19 protein-coding genes are annotated in these 20,748 nt (G+C 71.6%); 8 read left to right on the top strand and 11 right to left on the bottom strand.

Annotation, left to right across the window (positions count from 1 at the left end; genetic code table 11):
* Window positions 1-4: 4 nt before the first annotated feature.
* The 4 genes from E1292_RS24255 to E1292_RS24240 all read right to left on the bottom strand — a co-directional run bounded on the left by E1292_RS24255 (window position 5) and on the right by E1292_RS24240 (window position 3,942).
* The gene (locus E1292_RS24255) at window positions 5-778 is read right to left on the bottom strand and encodes a sugar phosphate isomerase/epimerase family protein (protein ID WP_132597512.1); all 774 of its coding nucleotides are present in this window, start codon (window positions 776-778) and stop codon (window positions 5-7) included.
* Window positions 775-1,767, bottom strand: a complete 993-nt coding sequence (locus tag E1292_RS24250) for a LacI family DNA-binding transcriptional regulator (protein ID WP_181958286.1) — start codon at window positions 1,765-1,767, stop codon at window positions 775-777. The genes E1292_RS24255 and E1292_RS24250 overlap by 4 nt, the downstream gene beginning before the upstream one ends.
* Before the next feature lie 116 nt (window positions 1,768-1,883).
* Complete coding sequence (locus tag E1292_RS52280) at window positions 1,884-3,170, bottom strand: hypothetical protein (protein ID WP_181958285.1); 1,287 nt, start codon at window positions 3,168-3,170, stop codon at window positions 1,884-1,886.
* Window positions 3,171-3,369: 199 nt separating this feature from the next.
* On the bottom strand, window positions 3,370-3,942 hold the full coding sequence (locus E1292_RS24240) for a TetR/AcrR family transcriptional regulator (protein ID WP_132597511.1): 573 nt from the start codon (window positions 3,940-3,942) through the stop codon (window positions 3,370-3,372).
* Between the two features lie 75 nt (window positions 3,943-4,017).
* On the opposite strand from E1292_RS24240, the gene E1292_RS24235 reads away from it, so the two are divergent.
* The 5 genes from E1292_RS24235 to E1292_RS24215 all read left to right on the top strand — a co-directional run bounded on the left by E1292_RS24235 (window position 4,018) and on the right by E1292_RS24215 (window position 9,396).
* Window positions 4,018-4,749 carry an SDR family NAD(P)-dependent oxidoreductase gene (locus tag E1292_RS24235; RefSeq protein WP_132597510.1) on the top strand — a complete coding sequence of 244 codons (732 nt, stop codon included), beginning with the start codon at window positions 4,018-4,020 and terminating at the stop codon, window positions 4,747-4,749.
* A 112-nt stretch (window positions 4,750-4,861) separates the two neighbouring features.
* The gene (locus E1292_RS24230) at window positions 4,862-5,602 is read left to right on the top strand and encodes a hypothetical protein (RefSeq protein ID WP_132597509.1); all 741 of its coding nucleotides are present in this window, start codon (window positions 4,862-4,864) and stop codon (window positions 5,600-5,602) included.
* A gap of 62 nt (window positions 5,603-5,664) precedes the next feature.
* The gene (locus E1292_RS24225) at window positions 5,665-6,828 is read left to right on the top strand and encodes a thiolase family protein (RefSeq protein ID WP_220447036.1); all 1,164 of its coding nucleotides are present in this window, start codon (window positions 5,665-5,667) and stop codon (window positions 6,826-6,828) included.
* Complete coding sequence (locus E1292_RS24220; RefSeq protein ID WP_132597507.1) at window positions 6,825-8,912, top strand: 3-hydroxyacyl-CoA dehydrogenase NAD-binding domain-containing protein; 2,088 nt, start codon at window positions 6,825-6,827, stop codon at window positions 8,910-8,912. The genes E1292_RS24225 and E1292_RS24220 overlap by 4 nt, the downstream gene beginning before the upstream one ends.
* Before the next feature lie 100 nt (window positions 8,913-9,012).
* The gene (locus E1292_RS24215; protein ID WP_132597506.1) at window positions 9,013-9,396 is read left to right on the top strand and encodes an SSI family serine proteinase inhibitor; all 384 of its coding nucleotides are present in this window, start codon (window positions 9,013-9,015) and stop codon (window positions 9,394-9,396) included.
* 66 nt (window positions 9,397-9,462) lie between these two features.
* Here the strand turns inward: E1292_RS24215 and E1292_RS24210 are convergent, their stop codons facing one another.
* Both E1292_RS24210 and dxs read right to left on the bottom strand, forming a co-directional pair.
* On the bottom strand, window positions 9,463-10,935 hold the full coding sequence (locus tag E1292_RS24210; protein ID WP_132597505.1) for an amino acid permease: 1,473 nt from the start codon (window positions 10,933-10,935) through the stop codon (window positions 9,463-9,465).
* 63 nt (window positions 10,936-10,998) lie between these two features.
* The gene (gene dxs, locus E1292_RS24205; RefSeq protein WP_132597530.1) at window positions 10,999-12,903 is read right to left on the bottom strand and encodes a 1-deoxy-D-xylulose-5-phosphate synthase; all 1,905 of its coding nucleotides are present in this window, start codon (window positions 12,901-12,903) and stop codon (window positions 10,999-11,001) included.
* Window positions 12,904-13,035: 132 nt separating this feature from the next.
* Between dxs and E1292_RS24200 the strand changes: the two genes are divergently transcribed.
* Both E1292_RS24200 and E1292_RS24195 read left to right on the top strand, forming a co-directional pair.
* Complete coding sequence (locus tag E1292_RS24200) at window positions 13,036-13,923, top strand: neutral zinc metallopeptidase (RefSeq protein ID WP_132597504.1); 888 nt, start codon at window positions 13,036-13,038, stop codon at window positions 13,921-13,923.
* Between the two features lie 49 nt (window positions 13,924-13,972).
* Window positions 13,973-14,689: a neutral zinc metallopeptidase gene (locus E1292_RS24195; RefSeq protein WP_165974708.1), complete on the top strand. Its 717-nt coding sequence runs from the start codon at window positions 13,973-13,975 to the stop codon at window positions 14,687-14,689.
* An 88-nt stretch (window positions 14,690-14,777) separates the two neighbouring features.
* Here E1292_RS24195 and E1292_RS24190 read toward each other — a convergent pair whose 3' ends face one another.
* From E1292_RS24190 to E1292_RS24175, 4 genes are read right to left on the bottom strand one after another with little or no spacing between them, the layout of a single operon-like run.
* Window positions 14,778-15,980 (bottom strand): ROK family transcriptional regulator, encoded by a 1,203-nt coding sequence (locus E1292_RS24190; RefSeq protein ID WP_132597502.1) that lies wholly within the window; start codon window positions 15,978-15,980, stop codon window positions 14,778-14,780.
* Window positions 15,981-16,015: 35 nt separating this feature from the next.
* On the bottom strand, window positions 16,016-17,278 hold the full coding sequence (locus E1292_RS24185; RefSeq protein WP_132597501.1) for a sugar ABC transporter permease: 1,263 nt from the start codon (window positions 17,276-17,278) through the stop codon (window positions 16,016-16,018).
* Window positions 17,275-18,039, bottom strand: a complete 765-nt coding sequence (locus E1292_RS24180; RefSeq protein ID WP_132597500.1) for an ATP-binding cassette domain-containing protein — start codon at window positions 18,037-18,039, stop codon at window positions 17,275-17,277. Before E1292_RS24180 ends, E1292_RS24185 begins: the two co-directional genes overlap by 4 nt.
* A gap of 57 nt (window positions 18,040-18,096) precedes the next feature.
* Window positions 18,097-19,209, bottom strand: coding sequence for a sugar ABC transporter substrate-binding protein (locus tag E1292_RS24175; protein WP_132597499.1), 1,113 nt, complete (start codon window positions 19,207-19,209; stop codon window positions 18,097-18,099).
* Window positions 19,210-19,395: 186 nt separating this feature from the next.
* Here E1292_RS24175 and E1292_RS24170 point away from each other — a divergent pair, with 186 nt between their 5' ends.
* The gene (locus E1292_RS24170) at window positions 19,396-19,941 is read left to right on the top strand and encodes a GrpB family protein (protein ID WP_132597498.1); all 546 of its coding nucleotides are present in this window, start codon (window positions 19,396-19,398) and stop codon (window positions 19,939-19,941) included.
* A gap of 147 nt (window positions 19,942-20,088) precedes the next feature.
* Here the strand turns inward: E1292_RS24170 and E1292_RS24165 are convergent.
* Window positions 20,089-20,748: sulfite exporter TauE/SafE family protein (locus tag E1292_RS24165; protein ID WP_132597497.1), on the bottom strand; the 660-nt coding region annotated here is incomplete at its 5' end.

Below are 20,748 nucleotides of genomic sequence, written 5' to 3'. Positions count from 1 at the left end.
CTATCTAAGCGGTGAAACGTCGCACCCATTCGGCCGCGCCCGGCAGGATCTCCTCGACCGGAGCGACCTTCGGATACCACGTGCGCTCCCACTCCAGCGACACCCAGCCCGCGTAGCCCGCGCCGCGCAGCAGCCCGCCCGCCTCGTCGAGCGGCACGGACCCGGTCCACAAGGGCACCGGCGTGGTGTCGCCGGCCGCGACCGCGTCCTTGACCTGGACGTACGCCAGGTGAGGCCCGAGCGCGGCGAGCGAGTCGGCCGGCGGCTCGCCGTTGCGCCAAGGGTGCAGCAGGTCCCACAGCGCGCCGGTGGTCTCGGGGCAGCCCGTCTCGGCGAGCAGGACGGTCACGGCGGCGCCGGTGGCCATGTCGTCGTGCGTCTCGACGAGAACGCGGCAGCCGAGGGCGCCCGCCGTGCCGGAGACCGCCTTGAGCCTGCGGGCGCCGACGGCCGGATCGTCGCCACGGGGGAAGACCCGCACGCCGGGAGCGCCCAGGTCGGCGGCGAGCCGCAGGTCGGCGAGGAGCGCCGCGATGACGGGTTCGTCCGGCCCGGGCTCACATACGCCGACATATCCAGCGAGGGCCGAAATTTCCAGGCCCGCCCGCTCCACCCGCTCCCGCACCGACCGCCGCTCCGCGGCGTCCAGGCCGGCGTGCACGCCGGTCTCCGGGTGCAGGCGCAGCTCCAGCCCCTGGCAACCGCCTCCGGCCGCGATCTCGATCGCCCTGTCGAGCCCCTCGCCGGGCATGCCCAGCGTGCTGACCGCCAGCCTCATGTCATCCTCCGCACGCTCTCCCGCAGCACGACCTCGCCCGCGACCTGCTCGACCACGACCGGATCTCCTTCACCCAGCGCCAGCTCCAGCGCCCGGGCCCCCATGTCCTTCAGCGGCAGGCGCACGGTCGTCAGCGCGGGCACGTGATCACGCAGCGTGACGATGTCGTCGAACCCGGCCACCGAGACGTCGTCGGGCACCCGGACGCCGCGCTCGCGATAGGCCGCGAGCGCCCCGACCGCCATCACGTCGTTGACCGCGAATACGCAGGTCGCGTCGCCTGCCTGCGTGGCCGCGGCGTAGCCGCCGTCGCGGTCGAACGGCCCGTGGATCACCTGCGGCGCGGGCAGCCCCAGCTCCTCCAGCGCCTCGACGAACCCGGCGCAGCGGTCGGCCGCCGTCACCAGATGCGGCGGCCCCGCCAGCACCGCGAACCGCGTGTGCCCCAGATCGGCCAGGGCCCGGGCCAGCTCGGCCGCGCCCTGCCGGTTGGCCGGCGCGACCGTGTCGACGCCGAGCAGGTCCTGGCCCACGCAGGCCGCCCGCCCGCCGCCCGCCTGGTATCGGGCCAGCTCGTCGCGCAGGCGCCCGGTGACGGCCGGGTCAGCCACGCGCGAGCCGACCAGCAGCACCGCCCTGACGCGCTGGGCGTTGAGCGTCGCCACGTAGGCGATCTCCTGCTCGGGGTCGCGGTGCGTGGTGCCCACCATGACGAGCAGGCCCTCGGTGGCCGCTGCCCGCATCGCCCCGTCGGCCAGGGCCGCGAAATAGGGGTCGGTCAGGTCGTGGACGACGATGCCGATGACGTTGCTCGCGCCGCGGGCCAGCGTCTGGGCCGCGATGTTGGCGCGGTAGCCCAGCTCGTCGGCGGCCTGCTCGACCCGCGCCCGCAGAGCCGCGCCGACCTGGCGGGTGCTGCCGTTGAGCACCCGCGAGGCGGTCGCCAGGGAGACGCCCGCCTGCTTGGCGACGTCTTCAAGCGTGACCACGAGACCTCCCAGGAAAGCGGTTTCCAAGTCTGCCAGACCAGCACCTGGATCCGCATCCTACGGGTGGACCGCGGTCGGCGGCCCACACGGAGAGTGGTCTGTCCTGCGCCCGGGCCCTACGCCCAGGGGAACAGGATGTCGAGCAGCCCCTTCCGCTCCTCCTCGGTCGGCTCGGGCTCGGGCACCGGGGCCTGCGTCGGCTGCGTCGCGGGAGGCTGATCCTGCGACTCCTGGCTGGGGGTCCTCGGCTCCTTGGTCACCCGCGTCTCGTTCGAGGTCTCGGTGTCCCGCATCTGACCCTGCGGGGCCCGGGTGGACCTGGGGCTGGCCTTGGTGGTCGGGTCGCCGATGTCGCGCGTGGGCGACGGGCGGCTCTGCGGCTCGCGCGTGGGACGGGTCTGCCCCTGCGGACGGTCCGGCCGCGCCGGCTCCGTGGGCTCGTCGGTGGCCGAGTCGGAGGGGACGGGCTCGGTCTCCTCCTCCACCGGCGTCTGCTCCTCCTCCGAGGGGACGGCCGAGTCGGAGGGGGCGGTCACCTCTCCGGCGCTGGCGCACCTGCCGCCGGCGCACGGGTCGTCGGAGGACGTACCGGTGAGCATCCAGCCCACCCCGACGCCGACCAGCACCACCGCGGCGGCCGCCACCAGCAGGACCCGGGTGCGGTGACGCACCTCGCCCTCGCCGCCACCGCCGCCGCCGCGGGAGGAACGTCCCTCGGCGGAATCGTCGGTCCAGCCGGAGCCGAGGAAGCCGCGCTTGGGCTTGTCGTCATCCCGGTCGTCCGCCTCGTAACCCCGGTCGAGCGGAAGGTAGGCGGCCTCGTCGTCGGCGTGGCGGGAGCCGCGCTCGTCGAACACCTCGTGCGGGCCGCTCGGACCGCCGAACTCGTGCGGGCCGCTCGGACCACCGAAATCATGCGGGCCGCTCGGACCGCCGAACTCGTGCGGGCCGCTCGGACCACCGAAGTCATGCGGGCCGCTCGGACCACCGAACTCGTGCGGGCCGCTCGGACCGCCGAAGTCGTGCGCGCCACTGGGCCCGCCGAACTCGTGCGGGCCGCTCGGGCCGCCGAACTCGTGCCCGCTGGAACCGCTCAGCACGTCACGGTGGGAGTCGCTCCCGCCGCCCAGCACGTCATGGGGATCGCCGCCACCCAGCACGTCACGCGGGGCGCTCCCCCCGTCGAGCACGTCATGCGAACCGCCGGCGTCGTACGCCGAGGTCGTCCCGCTGAGCACGTCGTGATGACCGGGGTCGTCAAGGACGTCACGCCGCTCTATCAACTGGGGCTCGGCGCCCTTTTCAAGCGGAAGGATGTAGGTCTCGTTGCCGACCACCTGGATGGCGGGTTGCTCGTCGGTGTCTTCAGTGCTCCACCGCGGGGACAGCACATCACCCGTCATCTCCGGGTTTAACGACCTACCCTGCCCATCCTCGTATGGCCTGTCGTTCTCGTCGCGCGCCACGATGGAACCTCTCTAATACGAATACGACCCGCCCTTTCCTAGCAGACACGACCATCACTTGTCCGGAAATTTCACATGTTTCCCTAAAAACACACTGTGTAACGTGCGTCCCAAAACTGCCGACGCAGCAGGCGCCTCAGCGGACGAGACCGGACACCAGCTCGTCGAGCGCCGACGTGATCCGCTCGACACCCACCCCGCCTCTCCTGAGCCGATGGGCGAGCAACTCGGCGGACAGCGGCGCCAGCAGCGCGTCGGCCAGGCAGTAGGCGTCGGCCTCCGGGCGCAGCCGGCCGATCAGCATGACCAGGTGACCGTGGTAGGCGTCGTACGCGCCGCCGAAGCGGGCCAGCGGGCTCGCCGTCTCGGCCATGAGCAGCAGGTCGAGTTGCTCGACCGTCCGGTCCGCCAGCGCCCGCAGGAACGCCCTGACCCGCTCGGCCGGGTCGGCCCCCGGACCGAGAGGCGGCGGGCCCTCGAGGAACGCGGCCTGGAACTCCCGCTCCCGCCGATCGATGAGCGCGTACGCGAGGCCCGACCGGTCACCGAAGCGCCGGTAGAGCGTGCCGACGCCCACTCCGGCCGCCGCCGCCACCTCCGCCATGGACAGGCCCTCCACCCCGTGCGCGGCCACGATGCGCTCGGCCGCGGACAGGATCTTCGCGCGGTTGCGGGCCGCGTCACTGCGCTCGCGTCTCACGATCGCCATCCTTGCACCGCTTGCATCCGGAATCGATTCCGCTTACGGTCTTAAGCGGAACGCATTCCGATTCGAGGAGGAGTCATGGAACGCAAGGTCGCCCTCGTCACCGGCGGCAGCAGAGGCATCGGCGCGGCCATCGCGCGGCGCCTGAGCGGCGACGGCTTCGACGTCGCCATCACGTACCGAAGCGCCGGCGACCGGGCCGCCGCCGTGGTCAAGGAGGTCGAGGCGGCCGGCGGGCGCGGGCTGGCCCTGCGCGCCGAGGCCGCCGACCCGCGCGAACTCGTCGAGGCGGTCGAGCGGACGGCGCGGGAGCTGGGCCGGCTCGACGTGGTGGTGGGCAGCGCCGGCATCGCGCCGTACGGACCGCTGGAGGAGGTGACGCTCGCCCAGGTCGACGAGGTGCTGGCCGTGCACACCCGCGCGTCGTTCGTGCTGGCGCAGGCGGCGGCCCGGCACCTGCCGGACGGCGGCCGCATCGTCTTCATCGGCAGCAGCCTGGCCGAGCGGGTGCCGTACGCGGGCTGGACGGCGTACTCGATGAGCAAGTCCGCCCTGGTCGGCCTCGCCAAGGGCCTGGCCAGGGACCTGGGTCCGCGCCGCATCACCGCGAACGTCGTGCAGCCCGGCTCCACCGACACCGAGATGAACCCCGCCGACAGCCCCGAGGCCGACGCGGAACGCGGCTACACGGCGCTCGGCGCCTACTGCTCGCCCGGCGACATCGCCGCCACCGTCGCCCACCTCGCCGGCGACGGCGGGCGCACCATCACGGGCGCCGCCATCCCCGTGGACGCCGGCGTCACGGCCTGACGCGGCGGCGGCTCGCCCCCGGAGCCCCGACCGTGCCGGCGGCAGCGAGGGCTCCATCCAATGGACGCGAATCGCGGGCGTCGCTACGCCGGGTGACGCCATCATGACGGTCATGCTGTTGACCGAGATGGCGCCCCCTCCAGGCGCCGAGCAGGTGGCCGGGCTGCGGGCCCGCGCCCGGGCCGCCCGCCACCGCGCCTTCGTCGCGCTGTCCGCCTCGATCGCGGTGCTGACCACCGCCCAGTTGCTCGCCGACCGGGCGCCGACCAGGGAGCAGACGGCGCCGCTCGCGGTGTTGTCCCTGGTGGCCCTCGCGGCGGCGCTGCCCGCGATGACCGCCACCCAGTACGCCTGGGGCGTGCGGGCCCGCCTGGTCCGGTGGCGCGAGCACGAGTTGTACGGCGCCGCGCGCTCGGGCGGGACACGGCCGTTCAGCCGGCTCGCGATCGCCGCTGGCTGGGCGGTGACGCTGCTGCTCGGCGGCACCACGCCGGGCTTCTTCGACCAGGCCGCCCTGTACGCCGTCGCCGACGACCTGAGCTGGGCGGTGGAGGCGCTGGCGGTGACGACTTGCGGGGCGGGGGTGCTGTTCCTCCTGTGGTGGGCCCGCGACGCGCTGGGGCTGCTGGCGCGCGCCAGGCGATCGGGCGCCTCCCCCGGCGATCCGTGGGATCCGGGCCACGGCCCGCGCCCGCGCGCGGCGGCGCTCCGGACGGGCGCGCTCTGGGCGGGTGCGGCCGTGGCGGTGGCCGCCCTGCTCGCGGCCCGCGCCCATCTCTGGGAGCCGGCGACGGCGGCGGTGTACGCGCTGCTGACCGCCGCCCTCGTCCTCGGAGTAGTTACCGACGAGTAGCATAGGCGCGGAACCCCATTCAGCGAACGAGGAGCGAATCCGTGCCTTCCTCTCGTGACGTCGTGTTCGTCGACGGCGTGCGCACACCCTTCGGCCGGTCGGGGCCGAAAGGGCTGTACGCGGAGACCCGCGCCGACGACCTGGTCGTCCGCGTCATCCGCGAGCTCATCAGGCGCAACCCCGGCCTGCCGCCCGAGCGCGTCGACGAGGTCGCCATCGCCGCGACCACGCAGATCGGCGACCAGGGCCTGACCATCGGCCGCTCGGCGGCGGTGCTGGCGGGGCTGCCGAAGACCGTGCCCGGCTACGCGATCGACCGCATGTGCGCGGGCGCGATGACCGCGGTCACCACGGTCGCGGGCGGCATCGCGTTCGGCGCGTACGACGTCGCCATCGCCGGCGGAGTCGAGCACATGGGCCGCCACCCGATGGGCGAGGGCGTCGACCCCAACCCGCGTTTCCTGTCGGAGAAGCTGGTCGACCCGAGCGCCCTGGTGATGGGCATGACGGCGGAGAACCTGCACGACCGCTACCCGTCGATCACCAAGGAGCGCGCCGACGCGTACGCGGTGCTGTCGCAGGAGCGGGCGGCCAAGGCCTACGCCGACGGCAGGATCCAGCCCGACCTCGTGCCGACCGCGATCAGGACGGCGGAGAAGGGCTGGGGCCTGGCGGTCGAGGACGAGGCGCCCAGGCCGGGCACGACCATGGAGGGGCTGAGCGCGCTCAGGACGCCGTTCCGCCCGCACGGCCACGTCACGGCGGGCAACTCCTCCGGCGTCAACGACGGCGCCACCGGCTGCGTCGTGGCCGCGAAGGAGGTCGCGGACGAGCTGGGGCTGGCGCCGAAGATGCGGCTCGTGTCGTACGCGTTCGCGGGCGTGGACCCCGAGGTCATGGGCGTGGGGCCGATCCCGTCCACGGAGCGGGCGCTGCGCCTGGCCGGCCTGGACATCTCCGACATCGGGCTGTTCGAGATCAACGAGGCGTTCGCCGTACAGGTGCTGGCCTTCCTCGAGCACTTCGGCATCGCCGACGACGACCCCCGCGTGAACCCCTACGGCGGCGCCATCGCCTACGGCCACCCGCTGGCCTCCTCGGGCGTGCGGCTGATGACGCAGCTCGCGCGGCAGTTCGGCGAGCGTCCGGACGTGCGTTACGGCATCACCACGATGTGCGTCGGCCTGGGCATGGGCGGCACTGTGATCTGGGAGAACCTGGCATGAGCGAGCTGGAGAACTGGCGTGCGCTGCTGAGCGAGCGCGGCACCGACGAGGTCGTCACCAAGGCGCTGGTACGCGACGTGCGCCTGCCCGGCGGCGCGGGCACCATGGCGCTGATCACCCTGGACAACGGCTTCGACCACACCAGGCCGAACACGTTCGGCCCGCACGGCCTGTTCGCGCTGAACGGCGCCCTGTCGGAGATCGCCGAGCGCACCGACCTGGCCGCGGTGGGCGTGACGGGCAAGCCGTTCATCTTCGCCGTCGGCGCCGACCTGAAGGGCGCGACGGCGCTGGCCACCCGCGAGGAGGCGCTGGCCGTCGCCGCGCTCGGCCACCACGTGTTCCGCCGGCTCGGCGAGCTGCCGATCCCGTCGTTCGCGTTCGTGAACGGCGCCGCCATGGGCGGCGGGCTCGAGGTCGCGCTGCACTGCACGTACCGGACGATCTCCTCGGGCGTGACCGCGGTGGCGCTGCCGGAGTGTTTCCTCGGCCTGGTGCCCGGCTGGGGCGGCACGCAGCTGCTGCCACGCCTGATCGGCCCGGCGAACGCGGTCAAGCTGATCATCGAGAACCCGCTGGCCCAGAACCGCCTGACCAGAGGCAAGGAGGCGTACGAGCTGGGCGTCGCCGACGCCGTGTTCGAGCCCGCCGACTTCCTGGAGGAGTCGCTGCGCTGGGCCGCCCGGGTGATCAACGGCGAGATGGTCGTGGAGCGGCCCGAGCACGACGGCTGGGACAAGGCGGTCGGCGACGCGCGGTTCCTGGTCGACATGAAGCTGCGCGGCGCGTCGCCCGCCCCCTACCGGGCGCTCGACCTGATCGCGCAGGCCCGCACGGCCACCCGCGACGAGGGGTTCGCCGCCGAGGACGAGGCGCTGGCCGACCTGCTGACGGGCGACGAGTTGCGAGCCGGGCTCTACGCGTTCGACCTGGTGCAGCGGCGTGCGAAGCAGCCGGCGGGCGCGCCGGACCCGTCGCTGGCCCGCAAGGTGACCAAGGTCGGCATCGTCGGGGCGGGGCTGATGGCCTCGCAGATGGCGCTGCTGTTCGCCCGCCGGCTCGAGGTGCCGGTCGTGCTGACCGACCTCGACCAGGCCAGGCTCGACAAGGGCGTGGCGTACGTGCGGGACGAGATCGGCAAGCTGCTGGCCAGGGGCCGCGTCTCGCAGGACCAGGCCAACCGGCTCACGTCGCTGGTGACCGGTTCGCCGGCCAAGGACGCCTTCGCCGACGCCGACTTCGTGATCGAGGCGGTCTTCGAGGACCTGGCGGTCAAGAAGCAGGTCCTCGCCGAGGTGGAGGCGGTGGTCCCGGCCGGATGCGTGCTGGCCACGAACACCTCCTCGCTGTCGCTGACCGCGATGGGCGCCGATCTCGCGCACCCCGAGCGCCTGGTCGGGTTCCACTTCTTCAACCCGGTCGCGGTCATGCCGCTGCTGGAGATCGTCAGGGGCGCCGCCACGGACGACGCCACGCTGGCCACGGCGTTCGCGGTGGGCAGGGCGCTGAAGAAGTCGTCGGTGCTGGTCAAGGACGCTCCGGCGTTCGTGGTGAACCGGCTGCTGACCCGTTTCATGGGCGAGGTCGTGGCGGCCGTGGACGAGGGCACGCCGCTGGAGACGGCCGAGCACGCGCTCGACGGGCTGGGCCTGCCGATGACGCCGTTCGCGCTGCTGCAGCTGGTCGGGCCCGCCGTCGGCCTGCACGTGGCGGAGACGCTGCACGAGGCGTTCCCCGAGCGGTTCGGCGTCTCGGCGAACCTGGCCAAGCTGGTCGCCGCCGGCAAGCCGGGCGTCTACCTGCCGGACCTCACGCTCGACGAGGAGGCGGCGGCGCTCTTCGCGGGCGGCTCCCAGGCGTCCACCGCCGAGCAGGTGCGCGAGCGGGTGCTGGAGGCGCTGGCCGAGGAGATCCGGATCATGCTGGACGAGGGCGTCGTCGCGGCGGCGCAGGACATCGACCTGTGCATGATCCTCGGCGCCGGCTGGCCGTTCCATCTCGGCGGCATCACGCCGTATCTGGACAGGTCCGGCATCGCACAGCCCCGCTTCCTCGCCCCGGGCGTGGCCTCGATGCCCATGTGATCTGACGCGTGATTTTACGGGGGCCCGCTCGGCGGGCCTCCGCACGCCGCGCCCTCCTCAGCCGTAGCGTTTGGTGCCGTCCAACGAACGGAGAGTAACCATGATGAGAGCAGCCGGCACCATCGCGCTCTGCGGAGTCCTCCTGGCGGGCGCGTCGTCGCCCGCCGTGGCGGCGCGCGACCCCAAGGTGCAGCTCAAGATCGTCAATTCGGTCAAGGGCGGGGCCACGAAGACCGCCTGGCTCCACTGCGCGCCCACCGGGGGCTCCCACCCCGACGCCCGCACGGCCTGCCGCCAGCTGCGCCGGGTCGGGGGCGACCCGGCCAAGCTCAACGTCTCGCCCGACGCCGCGTGCACGAAGGAGTTCCGGCCGCACGTGGTCGGTGTCGTCGGCCGGTGGTACGGCAAGACGGTGAAGTGGGGGAAGGTCTTCGCCAACGGCTGCCAGGCCAAGGCAGCGACCGGGGCCGTGGCCGCGCTCTGACCCCGGCACGGGGCCCGTCACGGGGGTGGCCCGCGCCCCACCCCCGATGTTGCCCAGCGGTGGTGCTCAGCGGCCGGCTTTCTGCCAGGGCATCGCCGTCCTGCTGTGCCAGTAGCCGTACGCGAAGTAGAGCACGACGCCGATGATCATCCAGATGACGAACCGCAGCCACGTCTGCACCGGCAGGTTGAGCATCAGGTAGACGCAGGCCAGCACCGACAGGATCGGCAGGACCGGCACCAGCGGCGCCTTGAACGCCCGCGGCAGGTCCGGCCTGGTGCGCCTGAGCACGATCACGCCGATCGAGACCACGACGAACGCGAAGAGCGTGCCGATGTTCACCAGCTCGGCCAGCTCGCCGAACGACACGAATCCGGCCAGCGCCATCGTCACCAGCCCGATGAGGATCGTGAGCCGGACCGGCGTGCCGAAGTGCGGGTTGACCTTGGCCATCGGGCGCGGCAGCAGCCCGTCGCGGCACATCGCGAAGAGCACCCGGGTCTGGCCCAGCAGCAGCACGAGCACCACGGTCGTCAGCCCGGCCAGCGCGCCCACGCTGATGATCCCCGCCAGCCACGGCTGGCCGACCGCGATGAAGGCGTCCGACAGCGGCGCCGACGTGCTCAGCTCGCTGTAGCGCTGCATGCCGACGACGACGAGGGAGACGGCGACGTACAGGACCGTGCAGATCGCCAGCGAGCCGAGGATGCCGCGCGGCACGTCGCGCTGCGGTGTGACGGTCTCCTCCGCGGCGGTGGCCACGATGTCGAAGCCGATGAACGCGAAGAACACGATCGCCGCGGCAGAGAAGATGCCGATCACGCCGAACGCGACCGGCGTGATGCCGAACACCAGCTGGATGAGCGGCGCCTTCAGGCCCTCCACGCGCGGCGTGGGCACCGGCTCGGGGATGAACGGCGTGTAGTTGGCCCCGTTGATGAAGAACAGCCCGGCCACGATGACCAGCAGCACCACGGCGACCTTGGTGATCACCAGGATGAGGTTGACGCGCGACGACAGCTTGATGCCGACCGCCAGGATCGTCGTGAGGACGGCGACGATGACGATGGCGGGCAGGTTGACCACGGGGTCGTCACCGGCGATCGTGGCGGGCAGCTCGATGCCGACGGACGCCAGCATCGAGGCGAAATAGCCCGCCCAGCCCACCGACACCACGGCGGCGGCCAGCGCCAGCTCCAGGACCAGGTCCCAGCCGATCACCCAGGCGGGGAACTCCCCCAGGGTGGCGAAGGAGAAGGTGTAGGCGGAGCCGGCCACCGGGATCGTGGAGGCGAACTCGGCGTAGCACAGCGCGGCAAGGGCGCACACGACGGCGGCGACGATGAAGGAGATCGCCACCGCCGGGCCGGCCAGTTCCTTGGCGACCTGTCCCGTGAGCACGAAGATCCCCGTACCGACGATCACGCCGATGCCGAAGACCGTCAGGTCCGTGGCGGTCAGGCGCTTGCGCAACTGGTGTTCGGGGGCTTCGGTGTCGCGGATCGACTGCTCGACGCTCTTCGTGCGAAAGATGTCCACGCTCAGCGATCCTTCCCACGCCCTCGGCCATCATGCGCCGCCGAGGCCCGCCCCCGAAGGTGTTCAGCGGCGGGCGGGCTCGGCGGATTGGGCGCGCTTGGCGACCGACTCGGTGATCTGGCGGGCGAGGTCTTGACCGGTGAGGCCGATCCGGCCGAGGATCGCGGCCCGCTTGGCGTGGTCGAGGAACTCCTGCGGGATGCCGAAGGTGCGGACGGGCACGTCGACGTCGGCGTCGCGCAGCAGCCGGGCCACGGCGTCGCCCACCGCGCCCACCCGGCCGTTGTCCTCGACGACGGCCACCAGTTTGTGCTCCTTCGCCGCCGGGACGAGCGCCTCGTCGAGAGGCTTGACCCAGCGGGGGTCGACCACGGTCGTCGCGATGCCCTGGGCGTCGAGCAGGACCGCCGCGTCCATGCAGACCTGCGCCATCGGGCCCACGCCGACCAGCAGCACGTCGGGCTCGGCCGCGTGCTCGCCCTCCGGGTCGTCCTTCGGGGCGCGCAGCACGTCCATCTCGCCCAGCCGGCCCACCGCGTCGAGCGCCTCGGCGACCGGGCCCTTGGGGAAGCGCAGCACGGTCGGGCCGTCGGAGACCTCCACGGCCTCGCGCAGCAGCTCGGTCAGCCGGTCGCCGTCGCGCGGCACCGCGACCCTGAGCCCGGGCACCACCTGGAGGATGGACAGGTCCCACATGCCGTTGTGGCTGGCGCCGTCGTCACCCGTGACGCCCGCCCGGTCGAGCACGACGGTGACCGGGAGCCGGTGCAGGGCGACGTCCATGAGGAGCTGGTCGAACGCGCGGTTGAGGAAGGTGGCGTAGACGGCCACCACCGGGTGCATGCCGCCGAGGGCGAGCCCCGCGGCGCTGGTGAGCGCGTGCTGCTCGGCGATGCCGACGTCGTAGATGCGGTCGGGATAGGCCTCGGCGAACGCGTTGAGGCCGGTCGGGTGGAGCATGGCCGCGGTGATCGCGACGAGGTCGTCGCGCTCCTTGCCGAGCCGGACGAGCTCCTCGCTGAACACGTTGGTCCAGATGCGGCCCTTGGGCTTCTCCGCGCCGGTGAGCCGGTCGAAGGCGCCGGGCGAGTGGAACTGGTCCTCGTCGTGGTCCTCGGCGGGGGCGTAGCCGCGGCCCTTCTGGGTGAGCGCGTGCACGATGACGGGACCGCGGAAGCCCCGGGCCTTGCGCAGGGCCGCCTCCATGGCCTGCTCGTCGTGGCCGTCGATGGGCCCGACGTATTTCAGGCCGAGGTCCTCGAACATCACCTGCGGCGCGATGACGTCCTTGACGCCCTTCTTGAAGCCGTGGAGCGCGTCGTAGAGGACGGGAACGTTGCCGATCTTGTCTTTGACGTATTCGAGGACGTCCTCGTAGTGGCGGTTGACGCGCAGCGAGGACAGGTGGGAGGCCAGGCCGCCGATGGTGGGCGAGTAGGAGCGGCCGTTGTCGTTGACCACGATGACGACGGGCAAGTCCTTGGCGGCGGCGATGTTGTTGAGCGCCTCCCAGGCCATGCCGCCGGTCAGCGCGCCGTCGCCGATCACCGCGACGACCGTGCGGTCGCGCTCGCCGCGCAGCTTGAACGCCTTGGCCAGGCCGTCGGCGTAGGACAGCGCGGTCGAGGCGTGGGAGTTCTCGACGAAGTCGTGGTCGGACTCGGCCCGGCTCGGATAGCCCGACAGGCCGCCCTCCTGCTTGAGGGCGTCGAACCCGGACGCGCGGCCGGTGAGCAGCTTGTGCACGTACGCCTGGTGGCCGGTGTCCCAGACGACGGGGTCGTCGGGCGAGTCGAAGACCCGGTGCACGGCGATGGTCAGCTCGACCACGCCGAGGTTGGGGCCGAGATGGCCGCCGTACTTCGCGCACGAGTCGACGAGCAGGTCACGGATCTCCCCCGCGAGCCGCGGCAACTCCTCCACAGCGAGCCGTTTGACGTCCTGCGGTCCCTTTACCGAGCCCAGCAACCCGCTCACGGATCCGACTCCCCTCTGCTCTTGTCCGCCGATTCCCCGAGTGTAGTTCGCGGACGCCTCACTGACTCCATCGAGTCAAACCCACCCCGGTATGTCCGATCTTGACCTACTCTTTCGGTACCTATGAACTCCGTCCCCAAAACTAAACTCGCAGCACTCGTGGCGGCCGCGCTCGCTCTTGCCCTGGCAGCGGCCGGTCTGGTGCTCGTTCTGGTGGACGTGACCATGACGGCGGACGGGTTACGCAACGAGGCCCAGCAGCTCGCCGCCCCGCCCTCCCGGGCCTCGGGCCGGCAGGCCGGGGCGCCAGACCTGGGCCGGGCGATGGCGACGCGGAATCCGCTCTACAAGACCGGGCGCCTCACCGACGTGAACTGCCGGCCCGGCACCCTGCCTGCCAGGAGCATCACCGCGTACCGGCGCTTTCTGAGCCGTGTGACCGCGTGCCTGAACCGGGTGTGGGGCGCGCAGTTCCGCAAGGCGGAGATGACCTTCACCAAACCGCGGCTGCGCATCATCACTCGGAAAGTCAAGACGCCCTGCGGGGTGTGGAACGCCGGCGCGGACGGCGTCTACTGCTCCACCGACCGCACCATGTACTTGATGATCAGCAAGGACCAGCTGCGCAACCCGTTCCCGCTCGGGATCACCCGGTTGATCGCCCACGAGTACGGCCACCACGTCCAGCAGATCTCCGGCATCTGGAACTACTACTGGACGGCCAGGACCCTGGCGGGCAAGGCCAGGCGGCTGCAGCTCTCGCGCAAGTCCGAACTCCAGGCGGAGTGCTTCTCCGCCGCCTTCATGAGCACGATGCGGGGCTCGGACCTGGTCTCCGACGCCGACTGGGCCTACACCGTGGAATGGTTCAGGAAGAACGGCGCCAAGGGCTGGCCCCAGAACGACCACGGCAAGGGCCCGACGCAGGCGGCCTGGATGTTACGCGGGTTCAAACGCGGAACGCCTGGCGCGTGCAACACCTGGGCCACCGCGTCACGTAACGTCAGATGATCTAAGATCCGCCATCGTGCGCTTATCCCACTTAGCGGTAGCCATGTGCATGGTCGCGGGTCTGCTCGTACCGAGCCCCGCCCGCGCGGCGCAACGGACCGCGCACGCCGGGCTCTCCGGCGAGATGAGCGGCGCTGTCATGCCGCTGGAGTGCGACGTCCCGGCGATCCGGCTGGGCAGCGTGGCCTCGCTCAGGTCGTTCCACCGCGCGATGGCCGACTGCGCCGACCGGTTCTGGGCCGTCACGTTCGCCGTGGCCGGCCTGGCCTACACCCCGCCCACAGTCACGATCACGACGGGAACCGACTCGGTGTGCGGCACGATCACCGGCAACGGCGCCCAGTACTGCCCCGAGCAGCGGACGATCGCCGTCCGGATCATGCGGCACGAGCTGCGTGACCCGTTCAGGATGAACATCGCGCACTCCATCGCCCACGAGTGGGGACACCACGTGCAGCAGCTCACCGGCGTGCTCGGCGCGCACGAGGCGCTGTACCAGCCGGCCTCAGGGCGCGCGCGGACCCTGCTGAGCCACCGGCTGGAGATGCAGGCCGAGTGCTACGCGGGCGTCTTCTACAGCGCCGCGCTGGACTCGATCGAGCCCGGCATCGAGTGGGAGACGTGGATCGAGGCGGTGAGCGAGGCCGACGAGAGCGAGACCCACGGCACGCCCCGCAACCTGGCGCTCTGGCAGGACCGCGGCTTCCGCGGCGGGGCGACCGGCTTCTGCGACACCTGGACGGCGGGCGACTCCCAGGTCACCTGACCCTTCGGCCGCGGCGGTCCTCAGGCGTTGGCGCGGGCCAGCACCTCGCGGTCCTCAGGCGTTGGCGCGGGCCAGCACCTCGCGGTCCTCAGGCGTTGGCGCGGGCCAGCACCTCCAGCGGGTCGGACAGGACGTGGGCGAAGGCGAGTTCGGCCGCCCCCACCAGGGTGGCGGCGTCGCCCAGAGCCGACGTGCGCAGCCGCAGCCGATCACGCTGCGGCGCCATCGCGTGCAGCGTGAGCTGCGTGCGCACCTGCGCCGCCGAGCCGAGATAGATCTCCCGCAACATCCCGCCGAAGATCAGCATCTCAGGGTTGAAGATGTTCACCAGGTTCGCGACGCCGAGCCCGAGCCATTCGCCGACCCGCTTCAGACCCTCCTGCGCCACGATGTCGCCCCGGTCCGCGGCCTCCACCACGGCCCTGACCGCGTCCCTGCCCTGCTGCGCGCCGAACCGGCCGGCCGACTCCAGCAGCGCCCGCTCCCCCACCTCCGCCTCCAGGCAGCCGCTGGAGCCGCAGCCGCAGGCCCGCCCGCCCGGGTTGACGACCATGTGACCGACCTCCCCGCCGTAGCCGTCGTGGCCGCCGAGCAGGTGGCCGCCCGCGATGATCCCGCCGCCGATGCCGACGTCGCCGTGCAGGTAGATGAGGTCCTTGACGGCCACGCCGACCCCGCGGCTGTGCTCGGCGAGGGCGGCCAGGTTGGCGTCGTTGCCCACGCTGACGGGCAGCCCCAGGCCCAACCTGCGGCCGAGCTCCTCTCCGAACGGCACCTCCTCGTCCATGAGGTTGGGGCCGAACGTGACCACGCCGTCGGCCTTGCGCACGCCGCCGGACACGGCCGCCGCCGCGCCGACGCACACGGTGTCGGCCCTGGTCTTGCGCCGCATCTGCCGGGCGAACCCGGACAGCGTCGCGGCCAGCTCGTCCAGCTTGAACCGGCCGCGGTCGCGCGGAACCTCCCTGCGGTCGAGGATGACCCCGCCCAGCCCGACGCGGGCCACCGCGAGCCGGTCGGGGCCCACGTCGAAAGCGAACACGTAGACCCGCGCCGACTCCGGCCGCACCACGAGCGAGGGGCGCCCGGCACGGCCCGTCTCGCGCGGCAGCTCCTCGCGTACGAGCCCCGCGGCGGTGAGGTCGGAGGTCAGGGCCATGATGGTGCTCCGGTTGAGCCCCATCCTCGAGGTGAGTTCGGCGCGCGAGATCGGCCCGCCCAGATGGACGTGCCGGAGCAGCGCGCCGAGATTGTGGCGTCTGATGTCCTCTTGAGAGGGTCCGGCACGCATGGTCTGGGGTTCCTTCAGGGGCTGCGAGTCGCTGATCACCTTAATCCAGCGGCCGCCGCCCGCTTGCGCGCCATGGCGTCGACACCCGCGGCGAGCAGCAGGACGGACCCGGTGACCAGGTATTTCACGCTGGCCCCATACCCCATCAGACCCATGCCGTTCTCGATCACGGCCACCACGGCGCCGCCCATCACGGCGTCCAGCACCCTGCCCTTGCCGCCGAACAGGCTCGTGCCGCCGATGACGGCCGCGCCGACGGCGTACAGCAGGACGGAGCTGCCGCCGGTGTTCGGGTCGACGGAGCTGGCCCTGGACGCGGCCACGATCCCGCCGATCGCGGCCATCGAGGAGCAGATCACGAAAGCGCTGATCTTGAGCCGGTCGACCGGGATGCCCGCTCTCCTCGCGGCCTCGGCGTTGCCGCCGACCGCGTACAGGTGCCGGCCGAACGCGGTGCGGCGCAGCACCACGGTCCACACGACCAGCAGCACCAGGATGAGCGGCACCACGATCGGCACGCCCGTGAGCGAGACGAGCTCGGGGTTGCGGCTGCGCTCCAGGTTCAGCGCGAAGACCGCGAGCCCGGCGAAGAGCGCCAGCATGCCCACGCGGAACGCGATCAACGACATCGGGTCGGCGGTCAGGCCGCGCTTGGCGCGGGTCCTCGCCCGCCTGAGCTGCACGCCCGCGAAGACCGCCACGCAGAGCGCGTAGAGCGCCCAGCCCAGCCACGGCGGCAGGTTCCTGTTCGCGATGGCGACGATCACGCTGTTCCTGATGGAGATGTTCGTGCCCTCGTCGACCAGCACCAGGACCAGGCCCTGGAAGGCGAGGAACGCCGCCAGCGTCACGACGAACGACGGGATGCCCACCTTGGCGACCAGGGTGCCGAGCACCGTGCCGATGAGCACCCCGGTGACAATGGCGGCCGCCACGCACACGTACCAGGGCAGGCCCGCGCTGGTCAGCGTGACGGCGAGCACCGCCGCGCACACGCCGCTGGCGAAGCCGGCCGACAGGTCGATCTCGCCGAGCAGCAGCACGAACACCAGCCCCATCGCGATCAGCGTGATCGCGGCGCCCTGGGTGAACAGGTTGGCGAAGTTGATCGCGGTGACGAACGAGGGCCGCGCGACCGCGAAGACCGCGCAGAGCACCACCAGGCCGAGCACGGCCGGCAGCGCGCCCATGTCACCGCCCCGCACCCGCTGCAGGTAGGCGAGGAAGCTGTTGCCGATCGACGGTGACTGCGTCGCCGCGACGATCGCCTCGCCGGGTAGTTCCTTGACCTTGTTCATGGCGTGACCCCGTTCTTGAGGCCGAGATCGCCGCTGCGGCCGGAGGTGATCAGTTCGACGACCTGCGCGTGCGTCACGTCGGCGGTCTTGACCTGGGCGGCCATCCTTCCGAGATAGAGCGCCGCGATCCGGTCGGAGACGGCGAACACGTCGTTCATGTTGTGCGAGATGAGCACGACGGCCAGCCCGGTGTCGGCCAGCCTGCGCACCAGTTCGAGCACCTGCGCGGTCTGGGCCACGCCCAGGGCCGCGGTCGGCTCGTCGAGGATGACGACTTTGCTGTTCCACAACACGGCCTTGGCGATGGCCACGGTCTGCCGCTGCCCGCCGGACAGGCTGGAGACCTGCTGCCTGATGGACTTCACCGTGCGCACGGACAGGCTGCTGAGCGTGCGCTCGGCCAGTTCCTCCATGCTGTCCTCGTCGAGCAGGGGGCCGCGCCTTCGCTCCCTGCCGAGGAACATGTTCTGGACGATGTCGAGGTTGTCGCACAGGGCGAGGTCCTGGTAAACGATCTCGATGCCCAGCTCGCCCGCGTCGCGCGGGCTGTGGACCTGGACCGGGCGGCCGTCGAAGTGGATCTCGCCGTCGTCGATCGGGTAGATGCCGCCGACGCACTTGACGAGCGTCGACTTACCGGCGCCGTTGTCGCCGACCAGCGCCGTGACCTCGCCGGCGTACGCCGTGAACTCGACCTTGTGCAGGACCTTCACCGGGCCGAAGCTCTTGTCTATCCCGCGCACTTCAAGGAGGGGGGTCATGGGGCTCCCTAAGGGAGGGTACGGCCGCGCTCGTGGCGCGGGCCGTACCCCTCGGTCTTATTCGATTCCTGCCTCGGTGCACTTCTCGGCGAAGTCACCCGTGCACAGTTCCTCCTTGGTCACGAAGCCGTCGGCCACCACGTCCTTGACGTTGTCGAAGTAGATGGCCTGGGGCTCCATCAGCTCGGCGGGCACGTCCTGGCCGCTCTCCGGGTCCTTGACGCTGCTGCTCGCCGTGGGCTTCTCGCCCTTGGCCAGCGCCACCGCGAGCTTGGCGGCGGCGTCGGCCTCCTTCTTGACGGCCTTGTAGACGGTCATGCACTGGTCGCCGGCGAGGATGTTCTGCAGGCCCTGGACGGTGGCGTCCTGCCCGGTGACCGGCACCTTGCCGTTGAGGTTGTTCTTCTTCAGCACGGTGATGGCGGCGTTGCCGAGGCCGTCGTTGGCGGCCAGCACTCCGGCGATCTTCGGCTGCTGGGTCAGCATCTGCTCGAAGATCGTCCCGGCCTGGGTGTTGTCCCAGTCGGGCACCGACTGCTCCGGCCCCTTGACGTACTCGCCGGCGTCGAACTTGGGCTTGAGCACCCCGTCGTACCCGGCCTTGAACAGGGTGGCGTTGTTGTCCGTCGGCGACCCGTTGAGGTAGGCGACGATCGGCTTCTCCGCCTTCTTGTCGGTCAGGCACTTGGCCAGGCCCTCGCCCTGGAGCTGGCCCACCTTGGTGTTGTCGAAGCTGACGTAGTAGGCGGCGCCGCCGCCGAGCGTCAGCCGGTCGTAGTCGATGGTGGCCACGCCCTGCGACCTGGCCTTGTCGATGACCGTCTTGCCGGTGCCGCTGTCCAGATTGACGATCATCAGGACGGTGGCGCCGTTGGTGATCATCTGGTCGGCGATGGTCTGGAACGCCGTCTTGTCGTTCTGGGCGTTCTGGATGTCGTACTGGACGCCGGCGGCTTTGAACGCCTCTTCGAGGTACTTGCGGTCCGCCGTCTCCCACCGGGCCGAGGACTTGCTGTCCGGCAGGATGACGCCGATCTTGCCCGCCGGCGCCGCGGAGGCGGTGGCGGAGGCCGTCGTCGAGGTGGTCTGACCGCTTTCGCCCCCGCAGGCGGTGAGACCGAGAGCGAGCGCGGCTGCCGCGGCGGTCAGGCTGAGGATCCCCTTGCGCATGGTGCAGGGTCCTTTCTTCCGGAGGGGCCCGGATGAATGTTGTTTGCGGCAACGTATTCCGGGATCGCCTGCTTTGGAAGACCCAGTAGCGCGGTAGTTTGTTGTTTCTAGTAACAATCAGGAAACACGACGCCCGCCGCCGGGCCCTCGGGCGCGCGGGGGATGGGGGTCGGCGACAATCGGGGCATGGGAGATCCGGTCGAGATCGTCGACTACGATCCGGGCTGGCCCGCCGGCTTCGCCGCGCTCGGCCGGACGATGCGCGCGGCGCTCGGCTCCGTCGCGGCGCGGATCGACCACATCGGCTCGACGTCGGTGCCCGGCCTGGCCGCCAAACCCGTGATCGACGTGCAGATCGCGGTGCGCTCACTCGAACCGATCGAGGCGTACAAGCGTCCGCTGGAGCTCGCCGGCCTGGTCCACCGGGCGGACAATCCCGAGCTGACCAAACGCTACTTCCGCGAGGCTCCCGGACACCGCAGGACCCACGTCCACGTGCGCGAGCTCGGCAGCTTCTCCCAGCAGTTGCCGCTGCTGTTCCGCGACTACCTGCGCGCGCACCCCGCCGCCGCGGCCGAGTTCGCCGAGGCGAAACGGCGGTGCGCCGACCGATTCCGCGACGCGCGGCGGGACTACGTCGCGGCCAAGGAGCCGTACGTGTGGGACATCGTGCGACGCGCGGACGCCTGGGCCCAGCGCACCGGCTGGCGCCCCGCCGCCAGCGACGCCTGAGCCGCCCTTGAAACCCCGGCGCGAGCAACACCTGAGCCGCCCTTGAAACCCCGGCGCGAGCAACACCTGAGCCGTCCCTGACCTCCCGGCGCGAGCGACTCCTGAGCCGCCGCGGCGTTCCCCGGTGAGGCCTGAGCCGCGGTGTTGTCAGGGCGACCCCATGACGACGTTCTGCACGATCAACGCGAGCGCCGAAGCGGTCGCCACCACCAGCACGGCCGTCCGCGCCTTCCCGCCGTCGAGATAGCGCCGCAGCGGCCCCGACGCCAGGAACCCGAGCACCATGGGCACGACCAGCGCCGCCCCCGTCGCCACGGCCCGTGCGGGCAGCTCGTCCACCAGCGCCAGGATCGCCAGCGATTGCAGCGCGCTCAGGCAGAAGAACATCGCCAGCGTCGCCCTGATCTGCGGGCCCTTGGCGCTCTGGTACACCAGCGCGATGGGCGGCCCCCCGATGCCCGTAGCGGTGCCGGTGACGCCTGACACGAACCCGGCGGAGGTGATCGTCAGGCCGGTGCGCGGCACGCCCAGCGCCCTGGCGGTCAGCACCACGGCGGCCAGCACCATGACCGCCACGAAAATGCTCCTGGCGTATATGGATGTGTAGACAATGATGACTGCACCGATGGCGCTGCCCGGCACCCTGCCCAGCAGCGCGAACCCCACTCCCCGCCACTCCACCCGCCGCCATTCGACGGCCAGCGTGAACAGCGGCATCGCCAGGTTGACGACCTGGATGGCGCCCGGCATCAGTCCTGGTTCGAGCATCGTCAGTACGGGCGCCGCCACCAGCCCCAGCCCGAACCC

The organism is Nonomuraea deserti, assembly GCF_004348685.1.
Classification (GTDB): Bacteria; Actinomycetota; Actinomycetes; order Streptosporangiales; family Streptosporangiaceae; genus Nonomuraea; species Nonomuraea deserti.
The sequence above is the reverse complement of the archived record's forward strand: the minus strand, read 5'-3'. Positions and strand labels throughout refer to the sequence as shown.